The following is a 19,661-nucleotide window of genomic DNA, read 5'->3' on the forward strand; positions in this document are numbered from 1 at the left end:
GCGGAGAGTGCCGGTGCGTCAGGCGGGAAGTCGATGAGCGCCGTCCGGGCCAGGCGAGCGGAAGGAACACCGTCATGACGGCCATCCCGGATCAGGGCATGTCCGGCACGCTGCCCGAGTTCCCCGGCGTCAGGGCGGCGGCGTGCCCGTTCGACCCGCCGCCGGCCCTGCAGGCGCTCCGGCAGGACGCGCCGCTGACCAGGGCACGGCTGCGCGGCGGCGGCACCGTGTGGCTGGTCACCGGCTACGCCGAGCAGAAGGCGGTGCTGAGCCATCCGCAGGTCAGCTCCGACGTCACCCGGCCGGGCTACCCGCTGCCGGTCCTGGCGCCCGACCGGCCCGACAGCGCGATCAGCTTCGTCTTCATGGACGACCCCGAGCACCACCGGCTGCGCCGCATGGTGCAAGCGGCGTTCACCGTCAAGCGGGTCGAGACCATGCGCCCGGCCGTCCAGCGCATCGTCGACCGCCTCGTCGACGACCTGCTGGCCGGGCCGAGGCCGGTGGACCTGGTGGAGGCGTTCGCGCTGCCGGTGCCGTCGCTGGTGATCTGCGAGCTGCTCGGCGTCCCGTACGCCGACCACGGCTTCTTCCAGGACAACAGCCAGATCATCGTCAAGCGGGACGTGTCGGTCGAGGACCGGACGGCCGCGGGCGGACGGCTGCGGCAGTACCTGGACGGGCTCGTCGGCGACAAGCTCGTCCACCCCGGCGACGACCTGCTGTCCCAGGTGGCCGCCCGGGTCACGGCGGGCGAGCTGACCAGGCAGGAAGCGGCCCAGATGGGCGTGCTGCTGCTCGTGGCCGGCCACGAGACCACCGCCAACATGATCGCCCTCGGCACCCTCGCGCTGCTCCGCCATCCCGGCCAGCTCGCCCTGCTGCGCGCGAGCGACGACCCCGCGCTGATCGCGGGCGCGGTGGAGGAGCTGCTGCGCTACCTGAACATCACCCACGGCGGACGCCGCCGGGTGGCCAAGGAGGACATCGAGATCGGCGGCCAGGTCATCCGCGCGGGCGAGGGCATCATCGTGGCCAACGACATCGGCAACCGCGACCCCGAGATCTTCCCCGCCCCGGACGAACTGGACGTGCGCCGCGACGCCCGCCGGCACGTGGCCTTCGGCTTCGGCGTCCACCAATGCCTGGGCCAGCCCCTGGCCCGGCTGGAGCTGCAGGTCGCCTACGGCACCCTCTACAGGCGCGTCCCCACCCTCGCCCTGGCCACCGAGTTCGAGAAGATCCCCTTCAAGCACGACGGCCAGGTGTACGGGGTGTACGAGCTCCCCGTGACCTGGTGACCGCAGGAACGGCGCCGGGTTCCCGGCCCGGAGGCGGTGCTGCCCCACCTGCGGGCCGTGCCCGCCCCGCCGAGATCAACGGGCCCGGCCGCCCGTGAGAGGATTCCCCCTCAAGACGGGTGAATCCTGGACGGAAAGGCAGCGATGTTCGCGATCTCCCTGGGCGACGACGGTGCGGAGCTGCGTCCGCTGGAGCCCTGGCGGGCCGAGGAGTTCCTGAGCCACATGGACCGCGGACGCGAGTTCATCGGACGGTTCATCTCCCTGCCCGACCTCGTCACCGACCTGGAGTCCGCCAGGTCGGTGCTGCAGGCGTACGCGGACAAGGCCGCGGCCGACACCGGGCGGATCTACGGCATCTGGACCGGCGGCGGGCTGGTCGGCGGCGTGCTGTTCCGGACGATGGACGTCCGGCAGGGCACCGCCGAGGCGGGCTGCTGGCTGGAGCCGTCGGCGGCGGGCAAGGGCCTGGTGACCAGGGCCATCCGCGTGATCATCGACTGGGCCGTCGAGGAACGCGGCATCCACCGCGTGGAGTGGCAGGCCGCGGCGGGCAACACCGCCAGCATCGCGGTGGCCCGGCGGCTCGGGATGAGCAAGGACGGCGTCCTGCGCGAGAGCTACCCCCACCGGGGCGTGCGGCACGACGTCGAGGTCTGGTCCGTGCTCGCCCCGGAGTGGCGGGCCGGCCGCAGGGCGGACTGAACCGCCTGCGCGGCTACCCCGCTTCGTCGAGTCGCCTAGTGGTCTGGTCGATCCGGCGGATGCGGCCGTCCGGGGCCAGGCGGCCGAACATGAAGACCTCCGCCGTGAAGGTCGTGCCCTTGCGCAGCCTCGTGCGCAGGGTCCACCGGGCGGCGATCCGGTCGCCGGAGACCAGCGTCTCGTGGATCTCGACCCCGGCCCCGTCGCCGGCGGCCGTCGCCTCCTGGTCGACCTGCCGCCGGACAGGGTGGACGTGGTCGATCATGCGCTGCCGGTCGATCACGAACCCGTCGTTGCAGTACTCGAAGTCCGGGACGAAGTAGCGGTCGATGATCGTGGCGGGCTCCTCGGGGGAGACGGCCATGTCCCGGGTGTAGGCGGTCAGGAAGTCGGCGAGGTCGCGCTCGCAGGTGATGCCCATGAAGCGTCCTTGAGGGAGTGGGGTGGCTGGCGTCCCGATCCTCGCCGCCCGCGCCCGCCGCCGTCGTCGTACGGCCGGAGACGGTCGGCGCTACTCCCGCCGTCGTACGCTGCCCCGCGGCTACGGCGCCGGGACCATACGACGGCCCGTCAGGACCGGGCGGTCACGTCGTTCACGGGGCTGCGCGGCGCCTGCCCGGTCAGGACCCGGACGGCCTCCTCCGCGGCGAACCGCCGCACGGTCTCGACCGCCTGCTCGGAGTAGTAGGCGGCGTGCGGGGTGACGATCACGCCGGGCAGCGTGAACAGCGGGTTGTCCGGACGCCAGTCGCGCTGCTTGGCCGGCTCCTCCTCCAGGTCGTCCAGGGCCGCGCCGGCGATCCACCCCTCGGTGAGCGCCTGGTAGAGCGCCTCGTCCTGGACGATCGGGCCGCGCGCGGTGTTGACGAGGATCGCGTCCGGCTTCATCCTGCGCAGCGTCGCGCGGTCGAAGGCGTGGTGCGTCCCCGAGGTGAGCGGCGCCTGGATCACCAGATGGTCGGCGCCCGACACGAGCTCGTCGAACGACACCGGCCGCACGTGGTGTGCCAGGATCTCGGAGTCGTCCAGGAAGGGATCGTGCGCCCAGACCTCGACGCCGAAGGGCCGCGCGCGGGCGGCGATGAGCTGGGCGATGGCGCCGAAGCCCAGCAGCCCGAACACCCGCCCCCGCAGCCGCCGGATCGGCTCGCCGGTCTGCCAGCGCCACACGCCCCGCCGGGTGGCGCGGTCGTACTCGCAGATCTTGCGGGCGGCGGCCAGCCAGAGCGCGACGGCGTGGTCGGCGACCTCCTCGGCGCACCACTCGTTCGGCGCGTTGGTGACCTGGATGCCGTGCCTGGTCGCGGCCTCGACGTCGACGATGTCCACGCCCGTGCCGTAGCGGGCGATCACCCGGCAGCGGGTGAACGCCTCGACGGCGCGGGAGCCGATCCGGGCGTACTGAGTCAGGACGCCGTCGGCGTCCCGGCCCTTCTCGATCACCTCGTCCTCGCTCTTGCACTGCTCGGCGCGGAGCTCGAACCCGGCGGCCTCGACGATCGCGCGTTCGATGTCCACGTCGCCGAAGTCGGAGTCGGCGATCATGACGGTGCCTCTGGCGTCAGTGCGAGTCACGGGGAATCCCCTTGGTGTGTACGAGGTCCTGGTACGACAGGGCCAGCTCCAGGCATCCCCCGCCGTCGAGCTGCCCGACCGTGGCGCGGTAGATCTCCTGCCACGGCGTCTGGTTCTCCAGCGCCGGCGGCGTGTGACGGGCCCACCGTGCGGCGATCTCCTCCTCCGACAGCAGCACGTCGACGCGCGCGTTGTCCACGTCGACGCGGACGAGGTCGCCGGTGCGCAGGATGGCGAGGTTGCCCCCGGCGGCGGCCTCGGGGCTGGCGTTGAGGATGGACGGCGCGTCGGAGGTGCCGCTCTGGCGGCCGTCGCCGAGCGTGGGCAGCGTGGTGACGCCCAGCCGCAGCAGCGCGGACGGCACCTCCATGTTCACCACCTCGGCCGACCCCGGGTAGCCGATCGGCCCGGTGTAGCGGATGACGAGGATGCAGCCCTCGTCCACGCCGAGCTCCGGATCCTGGATGCGGGCGTGGTAGTCCTCGGGCCCCTCGAAGACGATCGCCCGGTAGTCGCGGGCCGTGCGGAACTCCTCGCCGAGGACCGAGGTCTTCATGACGGCGGAGTCGAACAGGTTGCCCGTCATGATGAGCAGCCCGCCGCGCGCGGCGACCGGGCGGTCGTAGGGGCGGATGACCTCCGGGTCGGCGGGCGGGGCGTCGGCCAGGTTCTCGGCCACGGTACGGCCGGAGACGGTCATGACCTCTCCGTGCAGCCGCCCGGCCGCCAGCAGCGTCCGCATGACGGCGGGCACGCCGCCCGCGCGGTAGAAGTCCTCCCCCAGGAACTCGCCGGCGGGGGCGACGTCGGCCAGCACCGGGACGTCGGCTCCGACGCGCTGCCAGTCGTGGATCGTCAGCGGCACCCCGGTGTGCCGGGCGATGGCGTTGACGTGGATGGGCACGTTGGTGGAGGCGCCGATGGCCGAGGCGACGACGATCGCGTTCTCGAAGGCCCGCATGGTCATGATCTTGCGCGGGGTGAGGTCCTCGCGTACCAGCTGCACCGCGCGCAGGCCCGTGTCGTAGGCCATCTGGGCCCGGCGGCGGTAGGGCGCGGGGATCGCCGCGCAGCACGGCAGCGACATGCCCAGCGCCTCGGCCAGGCTGTTCATCGACAGGGCGGTGCCCATGGTGTTGCAGTGGCCGATGCTGGGCGCGGAGGCGGCCACGCGGGTCATGAACTCGTCGTAGTCGATCTCGCCGGTGGCCAGCAGCCGCTTCGACTGCCAGATCACCAGCCCCGACCCCGACGCGGCCATGCGCCTGCCCTGGTGGTAGCCGTTGAGCATCGGCCCGCCGGACAGGACGATCGCCGGGATGTTCACCGTCGCCGCCGCGGCCAGGCACGCGGGCGTGGTCTTGTCGCAGCCCGTCGTCAGGACGACGCCGTCGAGCGGATATCCGTAGAGCACCTCGACCAGCCCGAGGTAGGCGAGGTTGCGGTCGAGGGCGGCGGTCGGGCGTTTGCCGGTCTCCTGCAGCGGATGGACGGGGAACTCCAGCGGGATGCCGCCGCCGTCGCGGATGCCGTCCCTGACCCGGTCGGCCAGGGCGAGGTGGTGGCGGTTGCAGGGCACCAGGTCGCTGCCCGTCTGGGCGATGCCGATGATCGGCCGGCCGGACTGGAGCTCCTTCGGGGTCAGCCCGAAGTTGAGGAAACGTTCGAGGTAGAGAGCGGTCATCTCCGGATTGCCGGCGTTGTCCCACCATGCCTGGCTGCGCAGGCCGCCGCTCTCGGGATGCCCGGTCGGGCGCATCAGCTCGCTCCTCACTCGCGCGGGCCGCCGGCCGGGTGGTGTCGTGACGCACCTCAGGCGGGCGATGACTGGCCTACCCCGCCGCCGTCGTCGCGCAAACGTCTCAGATCATCGCCGCCATCACCTGCTCGACGCTGCTGACCTCGGGAAACTCGATGAGGCACCACGTCGCGCCCGCGTCCTCGTACGGGCCGGGATGCACCCCCGGCGGGACGCCGACCGCGACCTCGAAGCCTTCCAGCCCGCCCCGGTGCTCGGCGACGACGGCCAGCATCTCCCGCAGCCCGATCGGCGTGGTCTCGGGACAGAGCCCGTCGAAACGGGCGGCGCGGCGGAGCGGCGCCTGCCGGACCGACTGGGCGGCCACCCAGACGGGGATCCGCGGCCGCTGCACGGGCTGCGGCTGGAACGCCAGGTCGTCGACGCGGTAGTGGCGGCCCCGGTGGCGGACGGGCAGCCCGGTCCAGAGCCGGCAGATGACGTCGAGGCCCTCGTCCAGCATCTCCGCCCGGACGCGCGGGTCGCCGGTCTCGCCGAGCCTGCTCAGCTCCCCGCCGTTGTCCGAGCCGAGACCGACGCCGAGCACCATGCGCCCGCCGCTGAGCTGGTCGAGGGCGGCGGCCTGCCGGGCCACCTCGTACGGCCGGCGCCGCGACAGCGGCGTGACCCTGGTGCCGATGCGGATGCGCTCGGTGGCGGCGGCGATCGCGGCCAGGGCGATCCAGGCGTCGCAGACGGCCAGCCCCGGGCTCAGCGGGCGCACGACGTGGTCCCACAGGAAGACGCCGTCGAACCCGGCGTCCTCGGCGCGGACGGCCAGGTCGGCGAGCACCCGCGGGTCGGCCAGCTCCCCGAACGGCGGCAGGTACAGCGCGCGGCGCATCACAGCAGGCCCTTCAGGTGCGGCGCGGTACGGCTGCGCGGGCTGGCGGCCACCTGCGCCGGCGTGCCCGCGGCCACCACGGTGCCCCCGGCCGAGCCGCCTCCCGGCCCGAGGTCGATGACGTGGTCGGCGGTCGCCACCACCCGCATGTCGTGCTCGGCGACCACGACCGTGCCGCCGCCGCCGACCAGGTCGTGCAGCCGGTCCATGAGCACATCGGTGTCGTGCGGGTGCAGGCCGGTGGACGGCTCGTCGAGCAGGTAGATCGTGGACTCGGCGCGGCGGCCCTGCAGCTCGGCGGAGAGCTTGATGCGCTGGGCCTCGCCGCCCGACAGCTCGGTGGCGGGCTGCCCCAGCCGGAGGTAGCCGAGCCCGACCTCGTGCAGCGTCTCCAGCGGGCGGCGTACCGCGGGGACGTCACCGAAGAAGCCGGTGGCCTCGTCGACCGTCATCTCCAGGATCTGGGCGATCGTGCGGTCGCGGTAGGTCACCCGCAGCGTGTCGGGGTTGTAGCGGGCGCCGCCGCAGTCGGGGCAGGGCGCGTACGTCGTGGGCAGGAACAGCAGCTCGACCGCGACGTAGCCCTCGCCCTGGCAGGTCTCGCAGCGTCCGCCGGGCACGTTGAAGGAGAACCGGGCCGGGCCGTAGCCGTGGGCGCGCGCGCCGTCGGTGGCGGCGAACAGCTTGCGCACCGTGTCGAACAGGCCGGTGTAGGTGGCCAGGTTGGAGCGCGGGGTGCGGCCGATGGGCTGCTGGTTCACCCAGACCACCCGCCGCTCCCCGGCGGCGGCGGCCTCGGCGACGGCCGCCAGCAGGCTGCTCTTGCCCGCCCCCGACACGCCGGTGACGGCGGTGAACACGCCCAGCGGCACGTCGACGTCCACGCCGCGCAGGTTGTTGCGGGTGAGCCCGCGCAGTTCCAGCCGGCCCGCCGGCCGGTGCGCCGGCCGTTCCGGCACGACGGTGTGGAACAGGTAGCGGCGGGTGACCGACCCGGCGACCTCGCGCAGCCCGGCGACCGGCCCGCTGTACAGGACGCGCCCGCCGTCGCCGCCCGCGCCGGGGCCGACGTCCACCACCCAGTCGGCCTGGCGCACGACGTCCATGTCGTGCTCGACCAGGCAGACGGTGTTGCCGGTGTCGCGCAGGCGGCGCAGCAGGTCCGACAGCGCGGCGGAGTCGGCGGGGTGCAGGCCGGCCGAGGGCTCGTCCAGCACGTACACGACGCCGAACAGCCCGGCGCGCAGCTGGGTGGCCAGCCGGATCCGCTGCAGCTCGCCGCTGGACAGGGTCGGCGCGGGCCGGGCCACGCTCAGGTAGCCCAGGCCCAGCTCGTCCAGCACCTCGATGCGGTCGAGGATGTCGCGGGTGAGCGCCCCCGCCGGTCCTGGTTCGTCCCGGTGCGGGCGCAGCACGCCGGCCAGTTCGCCCATCGGCATCGCGGCCAGCTCGACGACGGTGCGGCCCGCGTACGTGACCGCCAGCGCCTCGGGACGCAGCCGCCGCCCGCCGCAGAGCGGGCAGGTGCGGGCGGTCATGAACCGTTCGGCGCGCAGGCGGCTCTTCTCGCTGGCCGAGGACGCGTACGCCTTGAGCACCAGCCGCCGGGCGCTGGCGTACTTGCCCTGGTAGGGGCGGTGGATCCGGCCCGCCTCGCGTACGGGATGGACGGTGACCACCGGCTCCTCGTCGGTGAACAGGATCCATTCCCGCTGCTCCCGCGGCAGGCTGCGCCAGGGCGCGTGGATGTCGTAGCCGAGCGTCGCCAGGATGTCGCGCTGGTTCTTGCCCTGCCAGGCGCCCGGCCACGACGCGATCGCGCCCTCCGCGATGCTCAGCGACGGGTCGGGCACCAGCGACTCCTCGGTGACCTCGTGCAACACCCCCTGCCCCTGGCACTGCGGGCACGCCCCGGCGACGGTGTTGGGCGAGAACGCGTCCGAGTCAAGGCGCGGCGCGCCCGCCGGGTAGGCGCCGGCGCGGGACATCAGCATGCGCAGCGAGTTGGAGACCCGGCTCAGCGTGCCGACCGTGGACCGCGCGGACGGCGTGGACCGCCGCTGGCCGAGCGCGACCGCGGGCGGCAGGCCGGTGATGTCGTCGACGTCGGGCATCGGCAGCTGCTGCAGCAGCCGCCGCGCGTAGGGCGCGACCGACTCCAGGTACCGGTGCTGCGACTCGGCGAAGATCGTGCCGAACGCCAGCGACGACTTGCCCGACCCGGAGACCCCCGTGAACGCCACCAGCGCGTCGCGCGGGATCGCCACGTCGACGTCCCGCAGGTTGTGCACCCGCGCGCCGCGCACCCGGATGCCGCTGACCACCTCGTCTTCCACTCTGCGCAATCTACCCATCGCCCGCCGTGCGACCGCCGGGCGGTCACTGCGGCGGGATCAGGCCGCCCGCAGCGGGCGCAGCGCCGAGCCCCAGGCGAGGACCTGGTCGAGGACGGCGTTCAGCCGGTCCTCGTGGGCGGCGGCGGGCTTGAAGCCGTCGGCGAAGTCGGTGTGGATCGACAGCCCGACCTGGTTGGACACGGTGGCCACGCTGAGCAGGCCCAGCACGTGCCGCAGGTGGGCGATGGCCCGGGGCGCGCCGTCCACGCCGTAGCCGACGAATCCGGCCGCCTTGTTGGTCCACTCCGCGTAAAGGAAGTCGAGGGCGTTCTTGAGCGCGCCCGGGTAGGAGTTGTTGTACTCCGGGGTCACGATCACGAACGCGTCCAGCTCCGAGACCGTGGCCGACCAGCGCTTGGTGTGCTCGTGCCGGTAGTTGCCCATGGCGGGGTGCTCGGGTTCGTCCAGGATGCCCAGGTCGTAGTCCTTCAGGTCGATGAGCCGGTAGTCGGCGTCGCCCCGCTTGGCCGCCAGATCGCGGACCCAGTGGGCCACCGCCTCGCCGTTGCGGCCAGGACGGGTGCTGCCGAGGATGATGCCTACCTTGAGCATGTCTCTCTCCCTCAGTTCGGTTACGGAAACCAACCGTAGGGAGAGCGGCTGAGATACTGAATGCGCTGCAATCCACCATTTATACGCGAGCGTCTCAGCCCTTAGACTCAATCCTCATGGACGTGCTGAGTGACGTGATGGCCTTCATGCGGTGCGGGCGCCCCACCTCCTCCCGCATCTCCTGGCGGGCGCCGTGGGGAGTGGCGTTCCGCTCGGTGCCGGGGTCGGCGGGGTTCCATGTGGTGCTGCGCGGGTCGTGCTGGCTGATCCCGCCGGACGGCGAGCCCGTCCCGCTCAGCGTGGGCGACGTGGTGTTCCTGCCGCACGGCGACGACTTCGGGCTGGCCGACGACCCCGCCCGCCCGCTGGCCGAGTCCGACTGCGAGCCGCACTCGGAGCTGTTCGCGTCGGCCGGGTTCGGCGGCACGGGGGCCGAGACGGTGGTCCTGTCCTGCGGCTACCGGCTCGAACTCGACCGGACCCACCCGATCCTCGGCTCGCTGCCCGGCGTGATCCACCTGCCCGCGACGCTCGGCGGCCGTCCGGAGCTGCGGGCCGCCGTCGAGCTGCTGGCCGCCGAGATCGACGGCCCGCGGCCCGGCACCGACACCGTCGTGTCGTCCCTGCTCGACATGTTGCAGCTGTACGTCCTGCGCGCCTACTTCGAGACCCAGGACGAGCCCTGCACGATCTCCGGCTGGGCCGCCGCGCTGGCCGACCCCGTCGTCGGCCGGGCGCTCGACGCCATCCACCGCGACCCGGCCCGCCGCTGGACCGTCGAGTCGCTCGGAGCGCACGCGGGCATGTCCCGGGCCGGCTTCGCCCGCCGCTTCACCGGGCTGGTGGGGCAGCCGCCGCTGGCGTACCTGACGTGGTGGCGGCTGATGAGCGCGGCCCGCCTGCTGCGCGAGTCCGACGCGCCGGTGGCGCGGGTGGCCGAGCAGGTGGGCTACGGGTCGGAGTTCGCCTTCGGCAACGCCTTCAAGCGCGAGTTCGGCGTCGCCCCCGGCCGCTACCGCCGGTCGGCGGCCTGACCCTTCCGGCCGTCACCGCCGGTCGGCGGCCTGATCCCACGGGCCGGCCGGGTCAGGGCCCCATCGTTCCTGGGCGTACTGGCGGCGGACGCCGGCCGACTCGCCGATCCGGGTCCAGGTGCGGCCGTCCTTGCGGGCCGCGCGCACGGCGGCGTCCAGGTGGCCCTGGGCCCGGCGCACCGCCTCGGCGGCCTGGCGGACGGCGACCAGGCTCGGCGGGTCGAGGTGCGTCTCCCACTCCGCGCGGATCGCCACGGCCACGTCGTCGGGGGCGGCCCCGGACAGCAGGCACTCGCTCAGCGCGTAGATGCGCCGGGCCGCGAAGTCGTGGCGCGTCTGGGCCACGCGTTCCCACAGCGGCCCCTGCCATCCGCAGGCGCAGTGGCCGCGCCAGCCGATCGCGGTGCGGCCGTCCACGACGTCGCCGCGGCCGTAGCCGATGCGGCCGTCGGAGCCGATCGGGTACACCCTCGCCCCGCCGTCGGCCGGGCCGGTGGAGACCCGCCCGTCCGGGAAGACGGCGGCATCCCAGCCTTCGTGGCGTCCGTCGTCGCCCTCCCACCACCTCATGACACGCCCCCTCCAGAGATCGTCCGGATCAGCTGGCGCCTCCATGGTGGCAGGCGGCACCGGACCTTGCGAGGGCCCGCGAATTACGGTGTCACGCTGGGGGGATATCGGCCCGGCGGCGGGGCGCCGACTGGATCGGTCCACACGCTGACCAGGTCGTGCCTTCCGCCGGAACCCCTCGTCCGGCCAGCCTGGATGGCATGATCAGCGCCCTCGTCGTCGTCGACGTCCAGAACTCCTTCCTGCACCTGCCCGACTGGCGGCACACGTCCAGGCCGGACATCGTCCCGCAGGTCAACCGCCTGGCCGTGGCCGCCAGGCAGGCCGGGGACGCGGTCGTGTGGGTGCTCGGGGCGCGGCCCGGCTCGGGCACGGTCTTCGATCCGGCCCGCGGGTTCGTCCAGCTGATGGACGGCCTGGAGCCCCTTCCGGACGAGCCCGTGCTCACCAAGTCGGCGCACAACGCCTTCACCACCACCAACCTCCACCAGTTCCTCACCCGGCGCGGTGTCAGGCGGCTGACCGTCTGCGGCATCCGGACCGAGCAGTGCTGCGAGACCACCGCGCGCCTCGCCTCCGACCTGGGCTTCGAGGTGGACTTCGCCATCGACGCCACCGCCACCACGCCGCTCCTCCACCGCGACGCGCCCGGCGACGTCCCCTTCGACGAGCTCGTACGGGACCCGCGCACGCTCGGCGTGGCCGAGATCCTCGCCCGTACCGAATACGCTCTGTCGGGCCGTTTCGCCACGATCAGGACCGTGGACGAGCTCACCGGGAACTGAGGAGGCGCCGGTCATGTCCCGAGTCGTCTTCCTGCTCATCCCGCGGGTGCACCTGCTCGACGTGGCCGGGCCCGCCCAGGTGTTCTCCACCGCCGCCGACCTCGGCCGGCCGTACACCATCGACTACGTCGCCGAGGAGCGCGAGGTGGCCAGCGTGCAGGGGCTGACGCTGCACGCGCGGACCTCCTGGCCGTCACTGACGCCCGACGACCTGATCGTCGTGCCGGGCTGGCGGGGGCCGGCCCGGCCGGCGAGCGGCGAGACGTCGCGCCGGCTGCGCGACCACCACGCGTCCGGCGGCACGGTGGCCGGCGTGTGCGCGGGGGCCGACGCGCTGGGCCGGGCCGGGCTGCTCGACGGCCGCCGGTGCACGACGCACCACACCGTCCAGGACGAGCTGGCCCGCCTCTACCCGCGGGCGAGCGTCGCCAGGGACGCGCTGTACGTCGAGGACGACCGGATCGTCACCTCGGCGGGCGTGGCCAGTGGGATCGACGTGGCGCTGCACCTGGTGACCACCCGGCACGGGCCGTACGCGGCGGGGCAGGTGGCCCGCGCGATGCTCGTGCACGCCCACCGCGACGGCACGGCGGAGCAGGTCAGCCCGCTGCTGCGGCGGCGTTCGCACGTGGACGAGACGGTCCATCGCATCCAGGACCTGATCGAGACCCGGTTCACCGAGCGGCTGCCGCTGAGCCTGCTGGCCGGGGCCGCGGGATGCAGCGAGCGCACGGTGACCCGGCTGTTCCGGCGGGCGACCGGGCTCACCCCGCTGGCCTACCAGACCGCGCTGCGGCTGGAGCGGGCCGAACACCTGCTCGGCCGCGGCGCGACCGCCGAGGTCGCCGCCCGCGAGGTGGGCTTCGCCGACGCCCGGATGCTGCGCCGGCTGCGCACCCGCACGACGACCTCACCGACGCCCCTCACCCCCGCACGAAACCGCGGAAGGGGATAATCCGAATCATGGGAAAGACCTACGACCGGATCGACGGCCGGTTGCGCACGTTCATCGAGTCACAACCCATCTTCTTCACGGCGACCGCTCCCCTGGCCGGCGACGGCACGGTCAACCTCTCGCCCAAGGGCCTGAAGGGCTCCTTCGCCGTCCTGGACGACCACACCGTGGCCTACCTCGACTTCGCCGGCAGCAACGCCGAGACCATCGCCCACCTGCGCGAGAACGGCCGCGTCACGCTGATGTGGTGCGCCTTCGACGGCCCGCCGAACATCGTGCGCGTGCACGGCCACGGCGAGCCGGTCTTCCGCGACGACCCCCGCTGGGCCGGCTTGCTGCGGCACTTCCCGGACATCGACCCGGCCCCGCACGGCCTGCGCGCGATCATCGTCGTGACCGCCCGGCTGATCCGCGACACCTGCGGGTACGCCGTCCCGTTCATGACCTACGACGCCGACCGCCCGTTGCACGGCTCCCGCTTCGCCCGCGAGGACGACGAGTCGCTCGACGCGTACTTCCACAAGAAGGAGCACGTGGCGACCAGCATCGACGGCCTTCCCGGGCTGCCGCTCCCGCTGCCCCCGCTGCCCCCGCTGCCCCCGCTCCCCCGCGAAGGCTGACCGGACGGGCCGCCGTCACAGGACGGCGAGGGCCTTGGCGATGTTCCACTCGGCCAGGTCCAGCATCCAGCGCCGGTCGGGGAAGTCGGTATCGGCGATGCGCAGCGGGCCCTCGATCAGCGAGAGCACCTGCGCGTACCGGTAGAGCTCCAGCCGGTGGGGATCGAGGGCGGGCGGGCGCAGCGCCGGGTAGGCGTCCTCGAAGCGCATGCGCAGCCAGGCGTGCTCCCATTCGGCGTCGAAGCAGGTCAGGCCCTCGAAGTCGATCATGACGGGTTCGCCCGCGGGCGTGACGAGCACGTGGTCCGGCCCGAGTTCGCCGTGCACGAGCCCGTACCGTTCGCGGGGGGCGACCGCGTCGCGCAGGCGGCGGACGTGGGCGGCGATCCGGTCGTGCGCCCGGCCCATCCGGGCGTCGCGGGCGGCGACGGCGGCGAGATGGGCGAGCGCGCGGTCCAGGACGACGTCCTCGGCGGGCCGGGACGGCCGGGCCCGGCCGTCGGCCAGGTGGGCGAGCTTGCCGTAGGACGGGCCGAGGGTGGTGTGCATGCGGCGCAGGGCGTCGCCGAGCGCGGCCAGCGGCCGGGCGGCGGCGACCGGGTCGCGTTCCATCAGGGCCTCCAGCGTCGTGGCGCCCGCGTCCTCGACCAGGGCGAGGGCGGCGCCGAGGTGGCGACCGCCGGGGTCGAGCGCCAGCAGCCGGGGCACCCGCACGTCCGCCGCGGTCAGGGCCGCGTGGGCGGCGGCGAACAGGTCCGCTCCCGACGCGTCGGTGAAGGGGTCGTCCTCGACCGCCGGCGACGGCGGCCAGTAGTTCTCGCCCTCCGCCCAGACGTAGAGGATCACGCTGGTCGCGTCGTCCAGCCGGAGCCGGTAGACGCCCTTCTTGCTGCCGCCGGTCAGCCGGTCGAGCGCGGCCGGCCGCCGGTCGGCGCCGAACTGCCCGGCGACCAGGTCGCGCACGTCGTCGGGCCGCAGGAACGTTCGAGTCATGATCGTTTTCTACCACCCCGCGGATGTTGAAAACAAAATTCCAATCTGGTTTTATGGACGCAGCGCGTCGGGGAGGCCCCGGCGGTTCCCCCTCAAGGAGCGGCGATGAAGCTCACCCAGGCCGCGGCGGCCACGTTCGGACTCGACGACGAGGCATGGAAGCGGCACGCCAACCCGTGGAGCGTATGGACCCGGATGGCCGGGCTGGCGCCCATCCTGCTGCCGATCTACTTCCGCGAGGCGCTCGGCTGGTGGTCCCTGGCCCCGATCGCGGCCGGCGTGATCTGGATGTGGCTCAACCCCCACGCGTTCCGGCCGGTGCACGAGCCGCGCGGCTGGGCGTCGAAGGGCATCTACGGCGAGAAGCTGTACGCCGCCGACCACTCGCCGGCCGCCGCGGGGCACCGCCGGATGATCCGCCGGCTGCTCGCCATGGCCGCCGCCGGCCTGGGCGTCATGGCGTACGGGCTCGTCCGCGTCGAGCCGTGGCCGTCCCTGTTCGGCCTGACGCTCATCATCGTCTCCCAGCTGTGGCAGATCGACCGTTTCGTGGCCATCTACGAGGAGGACCTGCGCCGCGCCGCCGCCGCGGGTTCGTGACACCATCTGATCGGCATAACTGGTCGTGCAGGAAGGTTGTCCCCGATGCCGCCCGCGTTCACCGCAGAGGAGAAGGCCCGCATCACCGCCCTGTTGCTGGCGAACGGCGAGAAGCTGTTCACCGGCCAGGGGCTGCGAAAGACCTCCCTGGAGGAGCTGATGGCCCCCACGGGGGTGGCCAAGAGCAGCTTCTACGTCTTCTTCGACTCCAAGGAGGCGCTGTACCTGGAGCTGATGCTGCGCCAGACCGGCGAGGTGCGGCGCCGGGTCATCGACGGCGCGCTCATGAGCGCCGACGATCCGCGCGAGGCGCTGCGCCGGTTCCTGCACGCCACCGTCGAGGAGTTGTCGGTCAACCCGCTGTGGCGTCGCCTGATGACCCATCCGGAGGAGATGCAGGCGGTGGCCCGCAAGCTCGACCCCGGACGGGTCGCCGCGATGTCCGGCAGCCCGGCCGCCGCCCTCACCGAGTACGTCACCGCCCGCCGGGCCGCGGGCGAGCTGGTCGACGCCGAGCCCGCCGTCATCATCGGCGTGCTGCAGTGCGTGCTGCTGGTGCCGATGTTCGCCGAGCGGCTCGGCGACCCGGCCCTGCACCCCAGGATCATCGACCTGCTCATCGACATCGTCGCCGCGGGGCTGGCCCGTCCCGGCGGATGACCTCCCTGCGGACGACCTCCCTGCGGACGGCCTCCCTGCGGATGGCCTCCCGGGGGTGGAGATAACTACAGGGGGAGTCGAGAGTCAGCCGCAATGGCGGCGGCCGCGCGATCGGCGAGGCTCCTGTGCATGGCAAACACGGCAACCACGACAATCCCCCACCTGGCCGGCGGCCGGCGAAAATACGCCTGGCTGGCGGCGGGGATCGTGCTCGGGCTGTTCGGCACGAACAGCGAATGGTCGGTCCCGCTGGCCGGATGGCTGTTCTCCATCGGCCTCATGCGCTTCACCCGCAGCTCGGGCGGCCTGGCCGGGCTCGCGGCCGTCGCCCTGTCGGCCGCCGCGACGACGGTGGTCTTCGTCGCGGCGGCGGGCTCGCTCACCGTCCTGCCGATCCTGCTCGGCTGCCTGCTGCTCAGCCTGGTCCTGAGCCTTCCGCTGCTGGCCGACCGGCTGCTCGTCCGGCGGCTCGGCCCGGTCACCGGCACGCTGGTCTTCCCGGCCGCCCGGGTGACGGCCGAGTTCCTGATCGCCACGATCAGCCCGCTGGGCACGATCTTCGGGCCGATGGCCGCGACGCAGTCGGCGAACCTGCCGCTGCTCCAGACGGCCTCCGTCACCGGCGTCTACGGGATCAGCTTCCTGATGGCGTGGGCCGCGCCGGTCGTCAACCTCGCGCTGGAACGCCGGGTGGCCTGGCCGTCGATCCGGGCCGCCACGCTGACGTACGTCTCGGTGCTCGTCCCGGTGCTGCTCGGCGGCGGCCTGCGGCTGGCGGCCGCGCCGGCCGCGCCGGAGCTGCTGCGCGTCGCCGGGATCAGCGCCTCGCCGGCCGCCGAGCGGCGCATGCGGGAGATCGACGACTTCCACACCCCGCAGGTCCTGCCCGCGCGGAAGCCGACGCTGCGCAGGGCGTTCGCGGTGATCGACGACGACCTGTTCGCCCGCACCCGGATCGAGGCCGACGGCGGCGCGAAGATCGTGGCCTGGGCCGAGGCCGCCGCGGTCGTGCTCGGCGAGGACTACCCCGGCTTCCTGCGCGAGGCCCAGGACCTGGCCAGGGAGAAGGGCGTCTATCTCGACATGGGGGTGGCCGTCGTCCTCGACGGGGAGCCGCGCTCCCGCGACCTGGCCGTGCTGGTGACCCCCGAGGGGCGGGTGGCGTCGGTCTTCGACAAGGCGCATCCGGTGCCCGGCATGGAGAGCCTGCGGCCGGGCGACGGGGGCGTGCCGGTGACCGGCACGCCGTACGGGCGGCTGGCCCACGTCATCTGCTTCGACGCCGACTTCCCCGCCACGCTGCGCACCCGCGCCGACGTCATGTTCGTGCCGGCCAACGACTGGAAGGGCATCGAGCGCATGCACGCCGCGAACGCGGTGTTCCGGGCCGTGGAGAACGGCTACAGCCTCGTCCGGACGGCCAGCAACGGCCTGGCGATCACCGTCGATCCCTACGGCACCCCCCTGGCCAGGGCGAACTACTTCGGCACGGCGCGGCAGAGCATGGTCGTCTCCGTCCCGACCCGCGGCGCCTGGACGCTGTACGGCCTGGTCGGCGACCTGTTCGCCGGGCTGTGCGCGGCCGCCCTGGCCGGGCTGACCGGGCTCGCCGTGCTCCGGCGGGCCGCGTACCGGGGCTGACCATGGGATTTCCGGAGGAAGGTGCGATGATGCCACGGGCGCGGAACCGGAAGACACGGACGACGGGGAGACGAGGAGTGCGGGCGAGACTCACGACGCCGGTGTGGGCGCTGGCGATGATCGGGCTGTCGGTGGCCGGCGTGCTCGCGGCCGTCCTGGTCGTGCTCAGCGCGGTGCCTGCGGTGGCCGGCGTGGGCCGGGGGGCGTTCCGGCAGGCGGTGTCGCTGCTGCGCACGGTCGCCGGCACGGCCCGGCGGCTGGCGGGCCGGCTCGGCGTGCGCATCCAGCGTCCCTACGGTCCGGCGACGGACGCGTCCGCGCTGCTGAGGGACCCGGCGACCTGGCGGGACGTGCTCTGGGGCGTCCTCGACCCCTTGATGGGCACGTGGGCGTCCGCGCTGGCGCTCGGCATGCCGCTCTACGGCCTGTACGGCGTGGCGGTGCAGCCGTTCGTGTGGCGGGCCAACCTGCGGGCCGGCGGCGCGAACGCCTACGGCGTCATCCACGTCACCTCGACGGCCGCCGCGCTGGCGGCGATCCCGGTCGGGCTGGCGCTGATCGCGCTCGGCCTCTACATCGGCCCCCCGCTGCTGCGCCTGCGCGCCCGGTGGGCCGGCGCGCTGCTCGGGCCGTCGCGCACGGCCGCGCTGGAGCAGCGGGTCGAGACGCTGGTGGAGACGCGCGCCGACAGCGTGGACACCCAGGCCGCCGAGCTGCGCAGGATCGAGCGCGACCTGCACGACGGCGCGCAGGCCCGGCTGGTCGCCCTGGGCATGGGGCTGGGCCACGCCGAGCGGCTGTTCGACGAGGACCCGGAGGCGGCCCGCGCCCTGCTGGCCACGGCCCGCGAGTCCTCCTCCAAGGCCCTGGACGAGCTGCGCGACCTGGTACGCGGCGTGCATCCGCCGGTCCTGGCCGACCGCGGTCTGGCCGACGCGATCCGGGCCCTGGCCCTGGACTGCCTGCTCGACGTCGAGGTCACCACCGACCTGGCCGGACGGCCCGCGCCGCCGGTGGAGTCGGCCGTCTACTTCGCGGTCAACGAGCTGCTCGCCAACACCAGCAAGCACGCCGGGGCGGCGACGGTCCAGATCACGCTCGCCCACCGGCACGGGATTCTGAGCTGCGACGTCGTGGACGACGGCGGCGGCGGCGTCGATCCGGCCGACGGCACCGGGCTGCGCGGCATCCAGAGCCGGCTGGCCGTCTTCGACGGGACGATCGCCGTCGACAGCCCGCCCGGCGGGCCCACCCGGGTGCATCTGGAGGTGCCGTGCGCGATCAGGTCCGAGTAGTCGTCGCCGAGGACCTGTTCCTCATCCGGGACGCGCTGGTCCGCATGCTGACCGAGCACGGCTTCACGGTCGTGGCCGCCGTCGACAACGGGCCGTCGCTGCGCAAGGCGCTGGCCGAGGAGCGGCCGGACGTGGCGGTCGTCGACGTGCGGCTGCCGCCGTCGTTCACCGACGAGGGGCTGCAGGCCGCGATCCAGGCGCGCCGCGACCGGCCCGGCTTCCCGGTGCTGGTGCTGTCGCAGTACGTGGAGCAGCTCTACGCCCGCGAGCTGCTGGCCGACGGCGCGGGGGCGGTCGGCTACCTGCTGAAGGACCGGGTGGCCAACACCGGGCAGTTCATCGACGCGGTCACCTCGGTGAGCCGGGGCGGCACGGCGATGGACGCGCAGGTCATCGCCAAGCTGCTGACGCGCGGCGACGCGCGCGGCCGCACCGGCGAGCTGAGCCCGCGCGAGCGGGAGGTGCTGAGCCTGATCGCCGCCGGGCGGTCCAACGCGGCGATCGCGCACCAGCTCGTGATCTCCGCCAGCGCGGTCAACAAGCACATCGCCGGCATCTTCGGCAAGCTCCAGCTGCCCGAGTCCGAGGACGACAACCGCCGGGTGCTGGCCGTCCTGGCCTATCTCAACCGCTGACCGGGGCGCGGCGGGCGTAGTCGCCGATGGCGGGCCGCAGCAGGTCGTAGGCCTGCCGCGCGGTGCGGGCGAGGGCGGCGAAGATCTGCTCGGACTCCTCCCCCGCCAGGACCCGGCGCTGGGCCTCGTCGAACAGCAGCCGCTCCACCCCGGCCAGCGCGGCGGCCACCAGGCGGGGCGTGACGCCGCCGTCGCCGGTCTCCTCGGCCAGGACGGCGGCCAGTTCGGCCTCGGCCTGGTCGTGCAGCTGGCGCAGGCGGGCCCGCAGCACGGGCGTGTCGCGCACCATCCGCTGCCAGTCGGCGCCGGCGTCGGGGATCGCGCCGTCGCGGCGGCGCAGTCGTTCGTCGTAGTCGCGGTGGGCGGCCTCCAGGGCCGACTCGCCGGGCTCGCGCCGCGACACGGCCCTGGCCAGGCCCTCGACCACCTCCTCGTGCCGGTCGAGGATGAGGTCCTCCTTCAGCGGGAAGTGGTTGGTGACGGTCATCTTGGCCACGCCGGCGGCGGCCGCGACGTCGGCGATGGTGACGTCGTCGTAGCCGCGCTCCAGGAACAGGCCGGTCGCGACATCGGAGATGAGCTGCCGGGTCTGGTGTTTCTGGCGCTCCCGCAAGCCCTTGGATCGTTCGGTCACGAGCTCTGCCCTTCCACGCGTTCATTAGGTTTGACCTAACGATTAGGTCGGACCTAGTGTTTGGAGTC

General features: G+C 73.5%; 20 protein-coding genes. 11 read left to right on the forward strand and 9 right to left on the reverse strand.

Features of this window, described 5'->3' with window-relative positions; genetic code table 11:
* Positions 1–74: 74 nt before the first annotated feature.
* Positions 75–1,301 (forward strand): cytochrome P450, encoded by a 1,227-nt coding sequence (locus ABT158_RS33165; RefSeq protein ID WP_352360223.1) that lies wholly within the window; start codon positions 75–77, stop codon positions 1,299–1,301.
* 144 nt (positions 1,302–1,445) lie between these two features.
* Positions 1,446–2,006 carry a GNAT family N-acetyltransferase gene (locus ABT158_RS33170; protein ID WP_352360225.1) on the forward strand — a complete coding sequence of 187 codons (561 nt, stop codon included), beginning with the start codon at positions 1,446–1,448 and terminating at the stop codon, positions 2,004–2,006.
* Between the two features lie 13 nt (positions 2,007–2,019).
* On the opposite strand, the gene ABT158_RS33175 is transcribed toward ABT158_RS33170, so the two are convergent.
* The 6 genes from ABT158_RS33175 to ABT158_RS33200 all read right to left on the reverse strand — a co-directional run bounded on the left by ABT158_RS33175 (position 2,020) and on the right by ABT158_RS33200 (position 9,171).
* On the reverse strand, positions 2,020–2,427 hold the full coding sequence (locus tag ABT158_RS33175) for a nuclear transport factor 2-like protein (RefSeq protein WP_352360227.1): 408 nt from the start codon (positions 2,425–2,427) through the stop codon (positions 2,020–2,022).
* A gap of 149 nt (positions 2,428–2,576) precedes the next feature.
* The gene (locus ABT158_RS33180; RefSeq protein WP_352360229.1) at positions 2,577–3,581 is read right to left on the reverse strand and encodes a C-terminal binding protein; all 1,005 of its coding nucleotides are present in this window, start codon (positions 3,579–3,581) and stop codon (positions 2,577–2,579) included.
* A complete protein-coding gene (locus tag ABT158_RS33185) occupies positions 3,568–5,340 on the reverse strand; it encodes an IlvD/Edd family dehydratase (protein ID WP_352360231.1) in 1,773 nt (590 codons plus the stop codon). Before ABT158_RS33185 ends, ABT158_RS33180 begins: the two co-directional genes overlap by 14 nt.
* A 103-nt stretch (positions 5,341–5,443) precedes the next feature.
* Positions 5,444–6,223 (reverse strand): LLM class flavin-dependent oxidoreductase, encoded by a 780-nt coding sequence (locus ABT158_RS33190; RefSeq protein ID WP_352360233.1) that lies wholly within the window; start codon positions 6,221–6,223, stop codon positions 5,444–5,446.
* Positions 6,223–8,559, reverse strand: a complete 2,337-nt coding sequence (locus tag ABT158_RS33195) for an ATP-binding cassette domain-containing protein (protein ID WP_502911587.1) — start codon at positions 8,557–8,559, stop codon at positions 6,223–6,225. The genes ABT158_RS33190 and ABT158_RS33195 overlap by 1 nt, the downstream gene beginning before the upstream one ends.
* A gap of 57 nt (positions 8,560–8,616) precedes the next feature.
* Positions 8,617–9,171 (reverse strand): NADPH-dependent FMN reductase, encoded by a 555-nt coding sequence (locus ABT158_RS33200; RefSeq protein ID WP_352360237.1) that lies wholly within the window; start codon positions 9,169–9,171, stop codon positions 8,617–8,619.
* A 116-nt stretch (positions 9,172–9,287) separates the two neighbouring features.
* Between ABT158_RS33200 and ABT158_RS33205 the strand changes: the two genes are divergently transcribed.
* Positions 9,288–10,205, forward strand: coding sequence for an AraC family transcriptional regulator (locus ABT158_RS33205; protein WP_352360239.1), 918 nt, complete (start codon positions 9,288–9,290; stop codon positions 10,203–10,205).
* A 12-nt stretch (positions 10,206–10,217) separates the two neighbouring features.
* Here the strand turns inward: ABT158_RS33205 and ABT158_RS33210 are convergent, their stop codons facing one another.
* Entirely contained in the window at positions 10,218–10,775 is a 558-nt protein-coding gene (locus ABT158_RS33210) for a hypothetical protein (RefSeq protein ID WP_352360240.1), read from the reverse strand.
* A 200-nt stretch (positions 10,776–10,975) separates the two neighbouring features.
* Between ABT158_RS33210 and ABT158_RS33215 the strand changes: the two genes are divergently transcribed.
* From ABT158_RS33215 to ABT158_RS33225, 3 genes are read left to right on the forward strand one after another with little or no spacing between them, the layout of a single operon-like run.
* The gene (locus ABT158_RS33215) at positions 10,976–11,560 is read left to right on the forward strand and encodes an isochorismatase family protein (RefSeq protein ID WP_352360242.1); all 585 of its coding nucleotides are present in this window, start codon (positions 10,976–10,978) and stop codon (positions 11,558–11,560) included.
* 13 nt (positions 11,561–11,573) lie between these two features.
* A complete protein-coding gene (locus ABT158_RS33220; protein ID WP_352360244.1) occupies positions 11,574–12,515 on the forward strand; it encodes a GlxA family transcriptional regulator in 942 nt (313 codons plus the stop codon).
* 8 nt (positions 12,516–12,523) lie between these two features.
* Positions 12,524–13,135 (forward strand): pyridoxamine 5'-phosphate oxidase family protein, encoded by a 612-nt coding sequence (locus ABT158_RS33225; RefSeq protein WP_352326553.1) that lies wholly within the window; start codon positions 12,524–12,526, stop codon positions 13,133–13,135.
* Between the two features lie 15 nt (positions 13,136–13,150).
* On the opposite strand, the gene ABT158_RS33230 is transcribed toward ABT158_RS33225, so the two are convergent.
* The gene (locus tag ABT158_RS33230) at positions 13,151–14,128 is read right to left on the reverse strand and encodes a phosphotransferase family protein (protein ID WP_352360247.1); all 978 of its coding nucleotides are present in this window, start codon (positions 14,126–14,128) and stop codon (positions 13,151–13,153) included.
* Between the two features lie 105 nt (positions 14,129–14,233).
* On the opposite strand from ABT158_RS33230, the gene ABT158_RS33235 reads away from it, so the two are divergent.
* The 5 genes from ABT158_RS33235 to ABT158_RS33255 all read left to right on the forward strand — a co-directional run bounded on the left by ABT158_RS33235 (position 14,234) and on the right by ABT158_RS33255 (position 18,959).
* Positions 14,234–14,728 carry a DUF6653 family protein gene (locus tag ABT158_RS33235; protein WP_352360249.1) on the forward strand — a complete coding sequence of 165 codons (495 nt, stop codon included), beginning with the start codon at positions 14,234–14,236 and terminating at the stop codon, positions 14,726–14,728.
* 45 nt (positions 14,729–14,773) lie between these two features.
* Positions 14,774–15,388, forward strand: a complete 615-nt coding sequence (locus ABT158_RS33240; protein WP_352360251.1) for a TetR/AcrR family transcriptional regulator — start codon at positions 14,774–14,776, stop codon at positions 15,386–15,388.
* Between the two features lie 129 nt (positions 15,389–15,517).
* Positions 15,518–17,029, forward strand: a complete 1,512-nt coding sequence (locus ABT158_RS33245) for a nitrilase-related carbon-nitrogen hydrolase (RefSeq protein ID WP_352360253.1) — start codon at positions 15,518–15,520, stop codon at positions 17,027–17,029.
* 77 nt (positions 17,030–17,106) lie between these two features.
* Complete coding sequence (locus ABT158_RS33250) at positions 17,107–18,324, forward strand: sensor histidine kinase (RefSeq protein WP_352360255.1); 1,218 nt, start codon at positions 17,107–17,109, stop codon at positions 18,322–18,324.
* A 44-nt stretch (positions 18,325–18,368) separates the two neighbouring features.
* Complete coding sequence (locus ABT158_RS33255; RefSeq protein ID WP_352360387.1) at positions 18,369–18,959, forward strand: LuxR C-terminal-related transcriptional regulator; 591 nt, start codon at positions 18,369–18,371, stop codon at positions 18,957–18,959.
* Here ABT158_RS33255 and ABT158_RS33260 read toward each other — a convergent pair.
* Positions 18,949–19,593: a TetR/AcrR family transcriptional regulator gene (locus ABT158_RS33260; protein ID WP_352360257.1), complete on the reverse strand. Its 645-nt coding sequence runs from the start codon at positions 19,591–19,593 to the stop codon at positions 18,949–18,951. The genes ABT158_RS33255 and ABT158_RS33260 overlap by 11 nt on opposite strands.
* Between the last annotated feature and the right edge of the window lie 68 nt (positions 19,594–19,661).

Origin of the sequence: Nonomuraea sp. NPDC001636 (assembly GCF_040298265.1) — a bacterium.
Lineage (GTDB): Bacteria > Actinomycetota > Actinomycetes > Streptosporangiales > Streptosporangiaceae > Nonomuraea.